This window comes from Nocardia sp. NPDC050717 (genome assembly GCF_040654275.1).
Lineage (GTDB): Bacteria > Actinomycetota > Actinomycetes > Mycobacteriales > Mycobacteriaceae > Nocardia.
In genome coordinates, this window is record NZ_JBFAHR010000007.1 from 141,166 (window position 1) to 154,478 (window position 13,313).

General features: G+C 71.2%; 13 protein-coding genes. 8 read left to right on the forward strand and 5 right to left on the reverse strand.

The window, feature by feature from the left end; genetic code table 11:
• Positions 1 to 9: 9 nt before the first annotated feature.
• The 3 genes from AB0H56_RS16405 to AB0H56_RS16415 are packed head-to-tail and all read left to right on the forward strand — an operon-like array spanning position 10 to position 2,362.
• Positions 10 to 1,020, forward strand: coding sequence for a hypothetical protein (locus AB0H56_RS16405; protein WP_357163265.1), 1,011 nt, complete (start codon positions 10 to 12; stop codon positions 1,018 to 1,020).
• A complete protein-coding gene (locus AB0H56_RS16410) occupies positions 1,020 to 1,274 on the forward strand; it encodes a DUF5703 family protein (protein ID WP_110039982.1) in 255 nt (84 codons plus the stop codon). Before AB0H56_RS16405 ends, AB0H56_RS16410 begins: the two co-directional genes overlap by 1 nt.
• An 8-nt stretch (positions 1,275 to 1,282) precedes the next feature.
• A complete protein-coding gene (locus AB0H56_RS16415) occupies positions 1,283 to 2,362 on the forward strand; it encodes a quinone-dependent dihydroorotate dehydrogenase (RefSeq protein ID WP_357163802.1) in 1,080 nt (359 codons plus the stop codon).
• Between the two features lie 4 nt (positions 2,363 to 2,366).
• Here the strand turns inward: AB0H56_RS16415 and AB0H56_RS16420 are convergent, their stop codons facing one another.
• Complete coding sequence (locus AB0H56_RS16420; RefSeq protein ID WP_357163269.1) at positions 2,367 to 2,753, reverse strand: hypothetical protein; 387 nt, start codon at positions 2,751 to 2,753, stop codon at positions 2,367 to 2,369.
• A 278-nt stretch (positions 2,754 to 3,031) separates the two neighbouring features.
• On the opposite strand from AB0H56_RS16420, the gene AB0H56_RS16425 reads away from it, so the two are divergent.
• The 3 genes from AB0H56_RS16425 to AB0H56_RS16435 all read left to right on the forward strand — a co-directional run bounded on the left by AB0H56_RS16425 (position 3,032) and on the right by AB0H56_RS16435 (position 7,327).
• The gene (locus AB0H56_RS16425) at positions 3,032 to 4,531 is read left to right on the forward strand and encodes a PfkB family carbohydrate kinase (RefSeq protein ID WP_357163272.1); all 1,500 of its coding nucleotides are present in this window, start codon (positions 3,032 to 3,034) and stop codon (positions 4,529 to 4,531) included.
• A 36-nt stretch (positions 4,532 to 4,567) separates the two neighbouring features.
• Positions 4,568 to 5,368, forward strand: coding sequence for a GTP cyclohydrolase II (locus tag AB0H56_RS16430; protein ID WP_357163275.1), 801 nt, complete (start codon positions 4,568 to 4,570; stop codon positions 5,366 to 5,368).
• 132 nt (positions 5,369 to 5,500) lie between these two features.
• Entirely contained in the window at positions 5,501 to 7,327 is a 1,827-nt protein-coding gene (locus AB0H56_RS16435) for a long-chain fatty acid--CoA ligase (RefSeq protein ID WP_357163278.1), read from the forward strand.
• Positions 7,328 to 7,387: 60 nt separating this feature from the next.
• Here the strand turns inward: AB0H56_RS16435 and AB0H56_RS16440 are convergent, their stop codons facing one another.
• Both AB0H56_RS16440 and AB0H56_RS16445 read right to left on the reverse strand, forming a co-directional pair.
• Entirely contained in the window at positions 7,388 to 7,915 is a 528-nt protein-coding gene (locus AB0H56_RS16440) for a YbhB/YbcL family Raf kinase inhibitor-like protein (RefSeq protein ID WP_357163281.1), read from the reverse strand.
• Between the two features lie 17 nt (positions 7,916 to 7,932).
• Positions 7,933 to 9,294, reverse strand: a complete 1,362-nt coding sequence (locus tag AB0H56_RS16445) for a M20/M25/M40 family metallo-hydrolase (protein ID WP_357163284.1) — start codon at positions 9,292 to 9,294, stop codon at positions 7,933 to 7,935.
• A 124-nt stretch (positions 9,295 to 9,418) separates the two neighbouring features.
• Here AB0H56_RS16445 and AB0H56_RS16450 point away from each other — a divergent pair, with 124 nt between their 5' ends.
• Positions 9,419 to 10,372 (forward strand): endonuclease/exonuclease/phosphatase family protein, encoded by a 954-nt coding sequence (locus tag AB0H56_RS16450; protein WP_357163287.1) that lies wholly within the window; start codon positions 9,419 to 9,421, stop codon positions 10,370 to 10,372.
• 17 nt (positions 10,373 to 10,389) lie between these two features.
• On the opposite strand, the gene AB0H56_RS16455 is transcribed toward AB0H56_RS16450, so the two are convergent.
• On the reverse strand, positions 10,390 to 11,001 hold the full coding sequence (locus AB0H56_RS16455; RefSeq protein ID WP_357163290.1) for a TetR/AcrR family transcriptional regulator: 612 nt from the start codon (positions 10,999 to 11,001) through the stop codon (positions 10,390 to 10,392).
• A 55-nt stretch (positions 11,002 to 11,056) separates the two neighbouring features.
• Between AB0H56_RS16455 and AB0H56_RS16460 the strand changes: the two genes are divergently transcribed.
• Complete coding sequence (locus tag AB0H56_RS16460; protein WP_357163293.1) at positions 11,057 to 11,911, forward strand: alpha/beta hydrolase; 855 nt, start codon at positions 11,057 to 11,059, stop codon at positions 11,909 to 11,911.
• Between the two features lie 30 nt (positions 11,912 to 11,941).
• On the opposite strand, the gene AB0H56_RS16465 is transcribed toward AB0H56_RS16460, so the two are convergent.
• Positions 11,942 to 13,306: a glutamine synthetase family protein gene (locus tag AB0H56_RS16465; protein WP_357163296.1), complete on the reverse strand. Its 1,365-nt coding sequence runs from the start codon at positions 13,304 to 13,306 to the stop codon at positions 11,942 to 11,944.
• Positions 13,307 to 13,313 lie beyond the last annotated feature (7 nt).

The window sequence follows — 13,313 nt, forward strand, 5'->3', positions numbered from 1 at the left end:
GTACGGTGCATGCGCCCTCGCGGCTCGGTCGCCTCAGCGTTGTTCGGCGCGGCGGTACTGGTGATGCTGACCGGATGCGCCGGTTCGGACGGCGGCCCCGACGTGCCGACGCGCGAGCCCGCCACCGCCGCGGTCTCCCCCGCCACCACGACGGAGCCCGCCGGCCGGACCGTCCCGCTCGCGGCGACGAAAGCCCTGCTGGCCGAACGTGAGTCCGGGCGTGTCGCCGCGCTCGACACCGCGGGTACCGCACTCACCCTGATCGATCCGGCCGCGCCCGAGGGCGCGCGCACCGTCACGCTGCCCGCGCCGGGCGCCGCGCTGGCGCAAGGCGGCGCGGGTGAGATCCTCGTCGCCGCACCGGGCCGGGTGCTGCGGGTCGACGCCGTCACCGGCGCGGTCTCCGAGATCGCCGTCGACGGTGACGTGCACGCCGTGCAAACTCGCAGCGACGGCAACCTCGTGGTCGGCACGGCCGACGGCACCGTCCGCGAACTGCGCGCCGACGGCGGCACCGTCCGCACCGTCACCGGCCTGGTCTCCGCCGACGCGCTCGCCCTGACCGGTGACGACATCACCGTCCTCGATCGCAAGCAGACCGCGGTCGTCGGCGTCGGCGACGACGCGCTCGGCCTGATGCTGCGCGCGGGCGACGGCGCGACCAACGCCATCGCCGACAGCGAGGGCCGGGTCCTGGTGGCCGACACCGCGGGCGGTGAACTGCTCGTCTACTCGGCCGGTCCGCTCGTGCTGCGACAGCGTTTCCCGGTATCATCGTCGCCTTACGCGCTCGCCTACGACACGCGCTCGAACACGGTCTGGGTGACCTGCACGCAGAGCAACGAGGTGGTCGGTTTCGACCTGTCGACCGGGATCGGTGTCGAGGTGGGACGGTTCCCCACCGTGCGCCAGCCCGACGCGGTGACCGTCGACGAACGCACCGGCGACCTGTTCGTGGCCTCGGCCACGGGCGAGGGCCTGCAGCGGATCGGCGCGCAGGAGCGGAGGAAGGGGCAGTGATGGCGGCCAAGCCTCGCGGGTCTCGCTCGGCGGTTCCGCCGAGCTGGGAGACCAGCAACGACGACTACGAATACGTGCCACTGCGGCTGCCACCCGAGGTCACCCGGGTCACCGCGTCGATGCGGCTGGCCATCCAGGCCGAATTCGGTGGCTGGGAGTTGTCGCGGGTGCGTGCCTACACCGACGGCAGCCGCCGGGTGTTGTTGCGCCGCCGCAAGAGTGCCGTCCTTCCTGTGCCCGAACCCGGAGTGTGAGCCGACCCATGTACGCCCTGTTACTACGCCTGATGTTCCTGGTGCCGCCGGAGCGGGTGCACCACCTGGTCTTCGGCGCCCTGCGCTTCGCCACCTGGTTCCCGCCGACCCGCTGGCTGGTGCGCAAGCTGACCGTGGTCGAGGACCCGATCCTGGCCACCACCGCCTTCGGCGTCGAGTTCCCGGCCCCGCTGGGCCTGGCCGCGGGCTTCGACAAGAACGCCGACGGCGCGAACACCTGGGGTTCGCTCGGTTTCGGTTTCGCCGAGATCGGCACGGTCACCGCGCATGCCCAGCCGGGCAACCCCGCGCCGCGGCTGTTCCGGCTGCCCGCCGACCACGGCCTGATCAACCGCATGGGGTTCAACAACCACGGCGCCGCCGCGGCCGCCGCCCGCCTCCACGGCGCGCACCCGAGCGTGCCGATCGGCGCGAACATCGGCAAGACCAAGGTCACCGAACCCGAGCACGCCGCGGGCGACTACGCCACCAGCGCCCGGCTGCTCGGCCCGCTCGCCGACTTCGTCGTCGTCAACGTCTCCTCCCCCAACACCCCCGGCCTGCGCGATCTGCAGGCGGTGGAGTCGCTGCGCCCGATCCTGCAGGCCGTGCTCGACAGCGTCTCGGTGCCGGTGCTGGTGAAGATCGCCCCCGACCTGTCCGACGAGGACATCGACGCGGTCGCCGACCTCGCCGTCGAACTTGGCCTGGCCGGCATCGTCGCCACCAACACCACCATCCGCCGGGACGGGCTGAACACCCCGGCCGCCGAGGTGGAGGCGATGGGTGCCGGAGGCCTGTCCGGCGCGCCCGTGGCCGAGCGGTCCCTCGAGGTGCTGCGCCGCCTCTACGCGCGGGTGGGCGAGCAGGTCGTGCTGATCTCGGTCGGCGGCATCGAGACCCCCGAGCAGGCCTGGGCCCGCATTCTGGCCGGCGCCACCCTGCTGCAGGGCTACACCGGCTTCATCTACGGTGGCCTGTTCTGGACCACCCGCATCCATCGCGGCATCGCCGCGCGCCTGCGCGCGGAGGGCTTCGCCTCCCTGGCCGACGCGGTCGGCGCGGAGCACCGCACGCGCTCGGTGTGAGGGTCTATCCGTAGTTGACGTGCCGCGTGCCGCCGTGCCCGAACAGCTGGGTGGTCCGCGGCCTTGTCAGCGGGCGTGGTGCGCCCTCCTCGGCCTCGTCGGAGTCGAATCGTTCGAGCATCCGCTTGTAGAGGCGGATGATCGCCTGCTCCCAGACGATGCCGATGGTGTCGGCGAGCGCGTTGATCTGGGCATGGGTGAGGCGGTCGTGGGCGGCGGTGAGGTCGCTGATCAGTTCGTCGAGTTCCATGCCCGCGTAGGCCTGGTCCCGGTTGAGCCTGCGTTCGGGCAGCCAGCTCAGGCGCCAGATCTCGGGGTCGGCGCTCACCCGTTCCGCGTATTCGGGGCTGTGGGTGCTGCGCATGTCGTCCGGGGTGATGTGAATGGTCATCGGAAGCTCCGATTCCACGAAGGGGAGCTGGCGGCTCCGGTGTTCCTGGGTGCCGGACGCGCGCGTGGCGGGTGCGGCGTGTGCGTCGGCGGCGCCGAATCGCACCTGAGTTCCTGCCGGTGGGGCCGGTGAAACTCGTTGCCTGGTGGGCGATGTCCCCGTTCCAGTGTGGCATTTGCCCTTCGGGATGGTCAATTGCCGTTGTAGATTGATAATTGCCAGCGAAGCGGGTGCATAAACCACCGAAGTCCCGACCGTGGAGGGCCGAAGGCGTGCCGATGATTCCGCAGGACGCACGAACCGACGTGGTACGCGGCATCCTCGCGCGGCTGGGGAAGTTCTCCGGCCTCAGCGCGGAACGCTTGCGCCACACCGAGATCGGCGCCGAGCCGATCCTCGACCTGCCGATCGTCGGCGACCACGCGCGCCGTTCGGGCATCTCCAGGGAAGAAGCCGTGCTGCCGGTGCTGCGCGAGACCGCCCGGCAATTGCCCCCCAACGACCTGCTGATCGCCGACGCGACCCTGGCGCTGGGGCTGCTGCGCGAGCTGTCGCCGGACACCGTCGACGTCGATCAGCTCTACGCGGCCAATCTCGGCGCGCGCCGGGAGTACCTGGCCCGGTGCTGGGACACGCTGCACGCCGCGATCGGCGCGCCCACCGCCACCGCCGCCCCGACGGTCAAACGCCTGCGCACCACGGCCGAACGCGGCGCGCTCACCGCGTTGGCCGGCCTGCTCACCGACCCGGTCACCGCTCCGGCGCGCCCCGGCGAGACCCCGCGCGCCGCAGCGCCCACCGGCCGGACAGTGACCGTGGTCGGCGACGCCGTCATCGACCACCTGTACCGGGTCGACACCTTCCCCGGCCGCAACGCCCCCGTCGACGGTTCCTTCGCGGGCCAGCCCGGCGGCAAGGGCCTCAATCGCGCGGTCGCCGCCGCGCTGCTCGGCCTCGACGTGCGGCTGCTCGCGGCCGTCGGCGACGACGAGAACGGCGCCAAGATCCTCGGCCTGCTCGACGAATTCGGCGTCGGACGCGAGCTGGTGAAGGTCGTTCCCGCCGCGGCCACGCTGGTCACGGCGGTGGTCATGAACCACAGCGGCGAGGTGCGCCTGATCGCCTGCCGCGACGCGCGTGTGCAGCTGCTCGACGAGGATCTCGACCGGCCCGACATCCGGGCCGCGCTGGCCGGGTCCGACGTCGTGGTGCTCACCTTCGAGCAGCCCGCGCCGATCATCGAAGGCGTGCTCGCGTTCCTGCGGGAACTGCCCGAGCGACCCCAGGTGATCGTCTGCGCGGCGCCGAGTATCGCTGTCCCCCAAGGGCTGTACCTGTATCTGGACGTCGTCGACTACCTGGTGGGCAGCTCGGTCGAACTCGACGCGCTGCTGCCCGAGGTCGACACCGACTCGCCCGCCGACACCGCGCGCAGGCTGCGCGGACTCGGCGTCTCGGTCGTGTGCGCCGTCGACAACTTCGGCTGCACCGTGTATTCCGATCACGACGACATCGTCATCGACCACTTCCCCCGCGTGCTCAAAGCCGCGGTCGGCGCGGCCGCGGCCTTCGCCGCCGCCCTCGCCCAGCGCGTGGCCCGATCCGAGGATTCGCTCACCGCCGCCGATTTCCGGTGGGCGACCGCGGCGATGATCCCCACTCAGAAGCTGGGCGCGGTCTCGGCCGGATTCCCCGATGTCGCCGAGGTGGACCGGATCGTGCAACTCTACGCGCCCGGTGCGGGCGGCGCCCGTAACACCGGCGTGACCCCCGGTTGATGTGCGCGGCGACACAGCCGGAGTAGAGTCGCGCCGTTGCCCTGCCCCACACCGTCCACGCAGCGGATTCCCGATGCCGACACCGTCTCGGAGGAGCGCTTGACGATCATCGACGCCACCCCGGTCCCGCCTGGCGCGGCGCCCGGACTCGGCGCGGACGATCTGCAACCGGAGCATCAGTTCAGCCGCCGTGGCGCCCAGCTGCGCGTGCGGGTGCACCCGATCGACGACCCCGACAACGGCGGCTATCTGCTGGTCTTCGGGGACCTGGGCCCCGCGCCCCTGGTCCGCGTGCACTCACGCTGCCTCTACGGCGACGCGCTGGGCTCCGACGACTGCGATTGCGGCCCGGAGCTGGCCCTGTCGATGGACATGATCCAGGCCGAAGGCGCGGGCGTGCTGGCCTACCTCGAGCAGGAGGGCCGCGGCGCCGGGCTCGTTCTCAAGGCCATCGGTTACCGCACCAGCGAACGCTACGACCTCGACACCTTCGACAGCTACGCCAAGCTCGGGCTCGACCCCGACGCGCGCCGCTACGAACCGGTCGCCAAGGCTCTGCTGAACATCGGCGTGCATCGGCTGCGGCTGCTCACCAACAACCCGGACAAGCTCCAGGCGCTGGCCGAGGCGGGGATCGAGGTCGAGGTGCTGCCGCTGGCGGTGCGGCTGACCTCCGAGCGCGGGCAGCGCTACCTCGACGCCAAGGTGCGTCAGCGCGGGCACATGATCCCGCGCGAGGTCGGCCCGTGGGCGCCCGAATACACCGCGCGGGCCGAGCATGTCACGGAGGAACGCCCGCGAACCCGCAGGCGGTGGCTGTTCGGCCGTCGTCGGTAACCCACGCCACAATCCCGTATGTCCGGTTACGATGAGTGAGCCGCGCCACTCTCGACGCCCACAGCTCGAGACGATGAGACAGATTCACTCGCATTGGCTCGGCATCCGGCACGGCCTATCGGGAACAGGGATATGACAGACATCGGTTTCGCGCACGCTTCCGGCGTCACGGTGCACACCGTGCCCGCCGCCTTCCAGCAGACCGCCGCGTTGCGGCCCGACCAGATCGCCTTGCGCACGGTCGGCGGCACCCAGGAGATCACCTGGGCCGAGTACGCGACCCGGGTGCGGGCACTGGCGGCCGGCCTGGCGAAACTCGGTGTCGGCCACGGTGACGCGGTGGGCATCATGCTCACCAACCGGCCCGAGTTCAACCTCGTCGACACCGCCGCCCTGCACCTGGGCGCGACCCCGTTCTCGGTGTACAACACCAGCTCCGCCGAGCAGATCGCGCACGTCTTCGGCAATGCGGGCAACAAGGTCGTCATCACCGAGCAGGCGTTCCTCGACGTCATCCGCGAGGCGGGCGGCGAGGTCGAGCACACCGTGCTCGTCGACGGCAGCGCCGAGGGCACCATCGGGCTGGCCGAGCTGGAAGCCGACCCGGCGCCCGACTTCGATTTCGACGCCGCCTGGCAGGCCGTGCAGCCCACCGACCTCGCCACGCTGATCTACACCTCGGGCACCACCGGCCCGTCCAAGGGCGTCGAGCTCACCCAGAGCAATGTGATCGCGCAGGTCGTCGGCCTGGTCTCCGGTCCGCTGCCGGTCGGTTTCGACGATCGCGCCGTGTCGTACCTGCCGGCCGCGCACGTGGCCGATCGCATCTCCGCGCACGCGATGAGCCTGCTGACCGGCATCCAGATCACCACCGTCACCGACCCGCGCGAGATCGCCGCCGCGCTGCCCGACGCCAAGCCCACCGTGTTCTTCGGTGTGCCCCGGGTGTGGCAGAAGATCAAGGCAGGCATCGAGAACAAGCTCGCGGTCGAGCCGTCGCCGGTGAAGAAGGCGCTGGCCAACTGGGCGATCGGCGTCGGGGTGGCCCAGGCCAAGGCCAAGCTGTCGGGCGAGGGTTCCTCGCTGCTGCTCAACGTGCAGCACAAGGCCGCCGACGCGCTGGTGCTGTCGAAACTGCGCGAGGCGCTCGGGTTCGCCGAACTCAAGGTTGCCGCGTCCGGCGCGGCTCCGGTGCCCGCGGAGACCCTGGAATACTTCCTCGGCCTCGGTTTCGCGGTCAGCGAGGTGTGGGGCATGTCCGAGACCACCGGTGTCGGCACCTTCACCGAGATCGACAAGCCGCGTCCCGGCTCGGTCGGCCGCGTCATGGACGGGGTCGAACTGCGCCTCGACGCCGACGGCGAGGTCCTCATCCGCGGCCCGATCGTCACCCCCGGCTACCGCAACATGCCCGACAAGACCGCCGAGGCCATCGACGACGCGGGCTGGCTGCACACCGGTGACATCGGCACCCTCGACGCCGACGGCTACCTGCGCATCGTCGACCGCAAGAAGGAACTGATCATCAGCGAGGCGGGCAAGAACATCGCCCCGTCCAACATCGAGAACGCGATGAAGGCCGCGTCCTCGATGATCGGTCAGGCCGTGGCCATCGGCGACGCCCGTCCCTACATCACCGCGCTGATCATGCTCGATCCCGACGTGGCGGCCTTGCGCGCCAAAGAATTCGGCGCCACCGACGCCACCCACGCCGAGCTCGCGCGCCGCGCCGAGATCGTCGACGAGGTCAAGGCCGCCGTCGCCGCCGGCAACCGCAAGCTCTCGCGGGTCGAGCAGATCAAGCGTTTCGTCATCGTGGAGACGCTGTGGGAGCCGGGCGGGGACGAGCTGACCCCGAAGATGTCACTCAAGCGCACCCCGATCGCGAAGAAGTACGCCGCCGACATCGAGCAGCTCTACGCCGCGACGCCGCCCGAGCACGTCGTCAACGTGAAGTAGGCCCGAGACCGACGGTGGCCCCCCGGAGATTCGTCTCCGGGGGACCACCGTCGTTCGCTCTCAGTGCTGCTCGTAGGTGCCGATCAGGGTGGCCCGGCCGAGCGTGTGCGAGAACAGGTTGAAGCCGAGGAAGGCGGGCGAGGCGTCCGGCCCGACCTCGAGCACGGCCACGTCGACGGCGTGCACCACGACGAAATACCGGTGCGGGCCATGGCCGTTCGGCGGCGCGGCGCCCACGAAGCCGGGGAATCCGCCGTCGTTGCGCAGCGACACGGCACCGATGGGCAGCTGACCGCCCGCGCTGCCCGCGCCCGCGTCGAGCGAGGTGACCGAGGCGGGGATGTTCGCGACGGCCCAGTGCCAGAAGCCCGACGCGGTCGGGGCGTCGGGGTCGTACACGGTGACCGCGAAGCTCTGGGTTCCCTCCGGGAAGCCCGACCAGCTCAGCTGCGGCGAGATGTCCTTGCCGCCCGCGCCGAACACGCCCGAGACCTGATCGTTGCCCAGCGGCTGACCGTCGGTGATGTCCGTGGAGGTGAGGGTGAACGACGGAACCTGCGGCAGTGCGTCATACGGGTTGTAGCTCATGGTTTCTCCGATTCGTCTCAGCTGTGCAGGAGGAAGTGTTCCAGGACCCGGGTGCCGAATTCCAGCGACTCGACCGGCACCCGCTCGTCGACCCCGTGGAACAGGGCGGTGAAGTCCAGTTCCGGCGGCAGCTGCAGCGGCGCGAAGCCGAAGCAGCGAATACCCAACCGCGCGAACGCTTTCGCGTCGGTGCCGCCGGAGAGCATGTAGGGCACGGTGCGCCCCTGGGAATCGTGGGCCAGCACCGCGTCGTTCATGGCGTCGACGAGGTGACCGTCGAAGGTGGTCTCGTAGGAGTCGAGCTTGGTGATCCACTCGCGTTCGACATCGGGGCCGATGAGTTCGTCGACCTCGCGTTCGAAGGCGGCCTGCCTGCCGGGCACCACCCGGCAGTCCACGACCGCCTCGGCGGTCTGCGGGATGACATTGGCCTTGTAGCCGGCCTGCAGCATGGTGGGGTTGGCGGTGTCGCGCAGGGTGGCGCCGATGATGCGGGAGATGGTGCCCAGCTTGGCGAGCTGGCCCTCGATGTCGGGGCCGTGCGGGTCGAACTGCAGCCCGCTCTCCTCGCTCACGGCGGTGAGGAACTCGGCGACCGAGTCCGACAGCACCACCGGGAAGGTGTGTTTGCCGAGCCGGGCGACCGCCTCGGCCAGGATGGTGACGGCGTTGTCCTCGTGCAGGAACGAGCCGTGGCCCGCGCGCGCCTTGGCCCGCAGCCGCATCCAGCCAAGCCCCTTCTCGGCGGTCTCCACCAGGTAGAGCCTGCGTTCGGTGCCGTCGGGGCGTGGCACGGTCAGCGAGAATCCGCCCACCTCGCCGACGGCCTCGGTGACACCGTCGAACAGGTCGGGCCGATGCTCGACCAGCCACTGCGAGCCCCAGCGGCCGCCGTTCTCCTCGTCGGCGAGGAACGCGAACACCAGATCGCGCGGCGGCACGGTCCCCTCGGCCTTGAACTGGCGGGCCAGTGCCAGGGTCATGCCGACCATGTCCTTCATGTCGATCGCGCCGCGGCCCCACACGTAGCCGTCGCGGACCGCGCCGGAGAACGGGTGCACGCTCCAGTCGGCCGCCTCGGCGGGCACGACGTCGAGGTGCCCGTGGATCATCAGCGCGCCACGACCGGAATCGGCACCCTTCAACCGCGCGAACACGTTGCCGCGACCGGGCGCGCCGGATTCGACGTACTCGGTCTCGTAGCCGACCTCGCGGAGCTGCGCGGCCACCCACTCCGCGCACTCCCGTTCGCCTTTGGTGGTGGCCAGTTCGCCGGTGTTGGAGGTGTCGAACCGGATCAGCGCGCTGACCAGCTCCACCACCTCGTCCACCGCGCGGGAGCGACCGTGGGACCCAGAACTCTTGTCAGATGCCGACACGTCCCCTTTCCTACCACCCCGGGCCGGCCCGCCGCGCCCCGTCCCCGGTCGCGCCGCTGGTGACGGGTACGGCGCAGGGTGAGCGCAATTCGCGTCCGGGCCGGTCGCGTGTTTGGCTGTGCCGATGAGATCGCAGGTCGTCCGGGTGGGCGCCGTCGTCCTGTCCGCCGCGGCGACGCTGGCCGGCGCGGCCGGTGTCGCCCTGCACCACACGGCGTGGACGGCCGAGCCGGTGGTGCTGGCCGCCTCGGTCGCGCCGTATCTCCTGGGTGGTGCGCTCGTCGGCGCGGTGGGCTTCGCGGCGAGCAGGCAGTGGGTGGCGAGCGGGGTCGCGGCGGTGGTGGCGGCGGCCGGGATCGCGACGCAGGTGCCGCTGTACGTCGCCGACGGCGGCGGCGACGGACCCGCGCTCACGGTCATGCAGGCGAATCTGCTGTTCGACGGCGCCGATCCCGCCGCGCTCGTCGACGCGGTGCGCGCGCGGGAGGTCGCGGTCCTGACCGTCAACGAGCTGACCCGCACCGCGGTCGCCGCGCTCGGCGCCGCCGGTCTCGACGAGGTGCTGCCCCACCGCTACCTGGCGCCCGGTCAGACGGCGAGCGGGACGGGCATCTGGAGCCGATTTCCCTTGTCGGACACCGTCGAATACGACGGATACGTTCTCAACCAGATTTCGGCCACCGCGGCGATACCCGAGGTCGGGCCGGTCTCCGTCTACGCCTTCCATCCGGTTCCGCCGGTCTACGACACCGCGGTCTGGGCCGACGAGCTGGCGCGCCTCGACGCGGTCCTGCGCCGGGCTCCGGCGGATCGTCCGGTGATCGTGGGCGGTGACTTCAACGCCACCTACGATCACGTCCGCTTCCGCGCGCTCGCCTCGGGGCGTTTCGCCGATGCCGCCGCGCAGGCCGGAGCGGGCCACGTGGTGACCTATCCGACCGACAAGCGGATGCCGCCCCTGGTTGGCATCGACCACATCCTGCTCGCGGACGCGCGCGCCGTCGCGGTCGACACCGTCGACCTGCCCGGCGCCGATCATCGAGCGCTGGTGGCGCGGATCGTCGTGCCGCGCCGGTAGCGACCTGCCCGCTCGGGTCAGCGGTCCCCGGCGGTGCCGCTGCTCGCGGCCAGCAGTTGCTCGACCCGCGCCGCCAGCGTCTTGCCCGCCGCGTGCAGCGGTTCGGCCGAACGCAGCGCGCGGGCCAGCACGAACGCGCCCTCCAGTGCGCTGAGCAGACCGAGCACCAGGTCACGGGCGTCGGCGTCGGTGAGCCCGCGGCCGGCGAAATAGGCCGTCCCCCTGTCGATCCAGTCGGCGACGACCTCGGCGATCACCGCGCGCAGGGCGGGCTCGCTGTCGGCGATCTCGCCCGCGACGGTGCCGACCGGGCACATGTTCATCCACCCCGATTCCGCCATCGTGCGCGCGGCGTCGTCGAAGGCGGCGGGGACGGCGGCGCGCAGGTCCTCGTGCGGGTCCATCAGCAGCGGCAGCAACTGGATGTAGGCGGCGCCCGATCCGCGCAGCGCCTCGGCGGCGATCTGCGCCTTGCCGTGCGGAAAGTGGTGGTAGAGCGACCCCATCGGCGCCTGGGCGGCCGCGGTGATCTGTTTGACCGTGATCGCGCTGTACCCCTGCGTGCGCATCAGCTCGGCGACCGCGACGACCAGGCGTTCCCGGGTGGCCGTTGACATCTTCTCGCTCACCGTTCCAGACTAGAGCAAACGCGCTAGAGCGTTCGCTCTAATTCTGGAGGTCGTCATGCCCACCGTCGACGTGCCCGCGGGCCGCATCCACTACACCGAGCACGGCGACGGTCCGCCGGTCGTGCTGCTGCACGGCCCGCTGATGAACCACACGCTCTGGGATCGGGTCCTGCCCCTGCTCCCCGAGGGGTTCCGCTACCTGCGGATCGATCTGCCCTTCGGTGGTCATCCCGAGCCGCTGCGGCCCGGCACCGATCTGAGCCTGCGTGGCCTGAACCAGCTCATCGCCGATGTCCTCGCCGCGCTCGACCTGCGCGCGGTCACACTCGTGCATTCCGATTGGGGCGGCGCGCTGTTCCTGACCGCCTACGGCCTCGACGAGCGGGTCGGGCGGATGATCGTGTTCCCGTGCGAGGCGTTCGACAACTTCCCGCCCGGCCTGCCCGGCAAGACCGCCACCGTGGCCGCCCACCTGCCCGGCGGCATCGGTCTCGCCCAGCGCCAGCTCCGCCTGCGCCGGCTGCGCGCGAATCCGTTGATGTTCGGCTGGATGGCCAAGTATCCGCTCCCCGACGATCTCGTGCACGGCTGGACCGAGCCCGGCCTGCGCGACCCCGCGATCCGCGCCGACCTGCTCGCCTACTTCCGTTCCGGATTCTCACGCTCCGAACTCGTCGCGAATACCGAAGCGTTGCGGCGGTTCCGGGGCGAGGCGCTGATCCTGTGGTCCTCGGCGGGCAAGGTGATGCCGCGCGACCACGGCCGCCGCCTGGCCGCCCTCATCCCCCGCGCCCGCCTGGTCGAGATCGACGACGCCTACGTGTTGTCGATGCTCGACCAACCCGCCGCCGTCGCCACCGCCATGACCGACTTCCTCACCACCACCGCGGCGCACCCCGCCGACCGCTGAGCGTGGCCGGACGGCGTGCTCGGCCTGCGCTCAATAGCGCCAGAGGTGTTCGGCGACGACCTCCTCGTCGGTGCGTTCGCTCGCCCAGCGGGCGTCGGATGCGCGGACGACGCGGAAGGCTTCACGGTGCTCGGGCGTGAAGATCGAGCGCACGGTGGGAGCGGCGTCGAGGGCGGCGTCGGCGGCGTCGGCGGTGAACGGCAGGGCGGTCACCGCGCGGGCGTCGCGTTGGGCCAGGGTCCACTGGTGGGGGTCGTCGGCGATCGGGGCCGGGAGGTCGAGTTCCTCGGCGAGGCCGGCCAGGCCGGAGGCGATGAGGGCAGCAAGGACGAGGTAGGGATTTCCGGACGCGTCCGAGGCGCGGAATTCGATGTTCCAGTACGAATCGCCCAGCAGCGGGCCGCCTTCGGCGAGACGCAGGACGGCGTCGCGGTTCTCCACGCCCCAGAAGGTGTAGGAGCCGACGAAGTAGCCGGGGCGCAGGCGGCGCAGCGACGGCACGCTGGGCGCGGCGACGGTGGTGAGGGCGGCGACCTCCCGGAGCAGGCCGGCCAGGAAGTGCGCTCCCCCGCGCCCGAGACCGTGGATGTCGGATGCCGTCGCGGTCGGGGTGAGCAGGTTGACTCCGTCGCGCCACGGTGAGATGTGCACGTGGGCGCCGTTGCCTGCCCGATCCAGCGCGGTCAGCGGAGCGAAGCTCACGCGCAGACCGTGGGCGCGCGCGACGCTGTGAATCAGGTGGCGGGACAGGAGATGATCGTCGGCGGCGCGCAGCGGGTCGGTGGCCGCGAGGCTGATTTCGAGCTGCCCGGAGCTGTATTCGGCATGGATCTGATCCGCCGCGATTCCGGTGCGCGCGAACGCGTCGAGCAAGGCGGTGGGGAAATCACCGAGATCGGCGAGGGCCTGCGCGCTGTAGGCCGGTCCGTGGTGTGCCGGTGTCAGGTCGTCGGCGCGGAAGACCGTGAACTCGAGTTCGTAGCCGACCCGGAAGTCGATTCCGGCGCGGGCGGCCCGGTCGAGTTGGCGTTGCAGGGCGTGTCGTGGGTCGTATTCGCTGCGTGTGCCGTCGGCCCGGTACTGGTCGACGGGCGCGAACGCGAGGGTGGGCTCGCTGCCGAGCTGTCGCACCGCGTCCAGATCCGGCAGGACCCGCCGGTCACCGCTGGCTGTGGCGAGCCCTTCGTACCCGCGGGCGACGGCGTCGTGGGTGTCGAAGACGGCCAGCAGCACCGAGGCGCCGAGTCCGCGCCGGGCCACGCGCTCGAGCCGGTCCACGTCGACCAGGCGCACCCGCAGAATGCCGTTGTTGTCCGCCCAGTACAGGACGACTCCCCGGACGCCTCGTTCGCTCAGTTCCACGCCGATTTTCGCCGCGTCGGTCGCTGATGTCATGTCGTGG

Excerpts from the sequence above, each read along its gene's own strand:
- AB0H56_RS16405 (WP_357163265.1), top strand. The coding sequence starts at position 10 with ATGCGCCCTCGCGGCTCGGTCGCCTCAGCGTTGTTCGGCGCGGCGGTA.
- AB0H56_RS16410 (WP_110039982.1), top strand. The coding sequence starts at position 1,020 with ATGGCGGCCAAGCCTCGCGGGTCTCGCTCGGCGGTTCCGCCGAGCTGG.
- AB0H56_RS16415 (WP_357163802.1), top strand. The coding sequence starts at position 1,283 with ATGTACGCCCTGTTACTACGCCTGATGTTCCTGGTGCCGCCGGAGCGG.
- AB0H56_RS16420 (WP_357163269.1), bottom strand. The coding sequence starts at position 2,753 with ATGACCATTCACATCACCCCGGACGACATGCGCAGCACCCACAGCCCC.
- AB0H56_RS16425 (WP_357163272.1), top strand. The coding sequence starts at position 3,032 with ATGATTCCGCAGGACGCACGAACCGACGTGGTACGCGGCATCCTCGCG.
- AB0H56_RS16435 (WP_357163278.1), top strand. The coding sequence starts at position 5,501 with ATGACAGACATCGGTTTCGCGCACGCTTCCGGCGTCACGGTGCACACC.
- AB0H56_RS16440 (WP_357163281.1), bottom strand. The coding sequence starts at position 7,915 with ATGAGCTACAACCCGTATGACGCACTGCCGCAGGTTCCGTCGTTCACC.
- AB0H56_RS16450 (WP_357163287.1), top strand. The coding sequence starts at position 9,419 with ATGAGATCGCAGGTCGTCCGGGTGGGCGCCGTCGTCCTGTCCGCCGCG.
- AB0H56_RS16460 (WP_357163293.1), top strand. The coding sequence starts at position 11,057 with ATGCCCACCGTCGACGTGCCCGCGGGCCGCATCCACTACACCGAGCAC.
- AB0H56_RS16465 (WP_357163296.1), bottom strand. The coding sequence starts at position 13,306 with ATGACATCAGCGACCGACGCGGCGAAAATCGGCGTGGAACTGAGCGAA.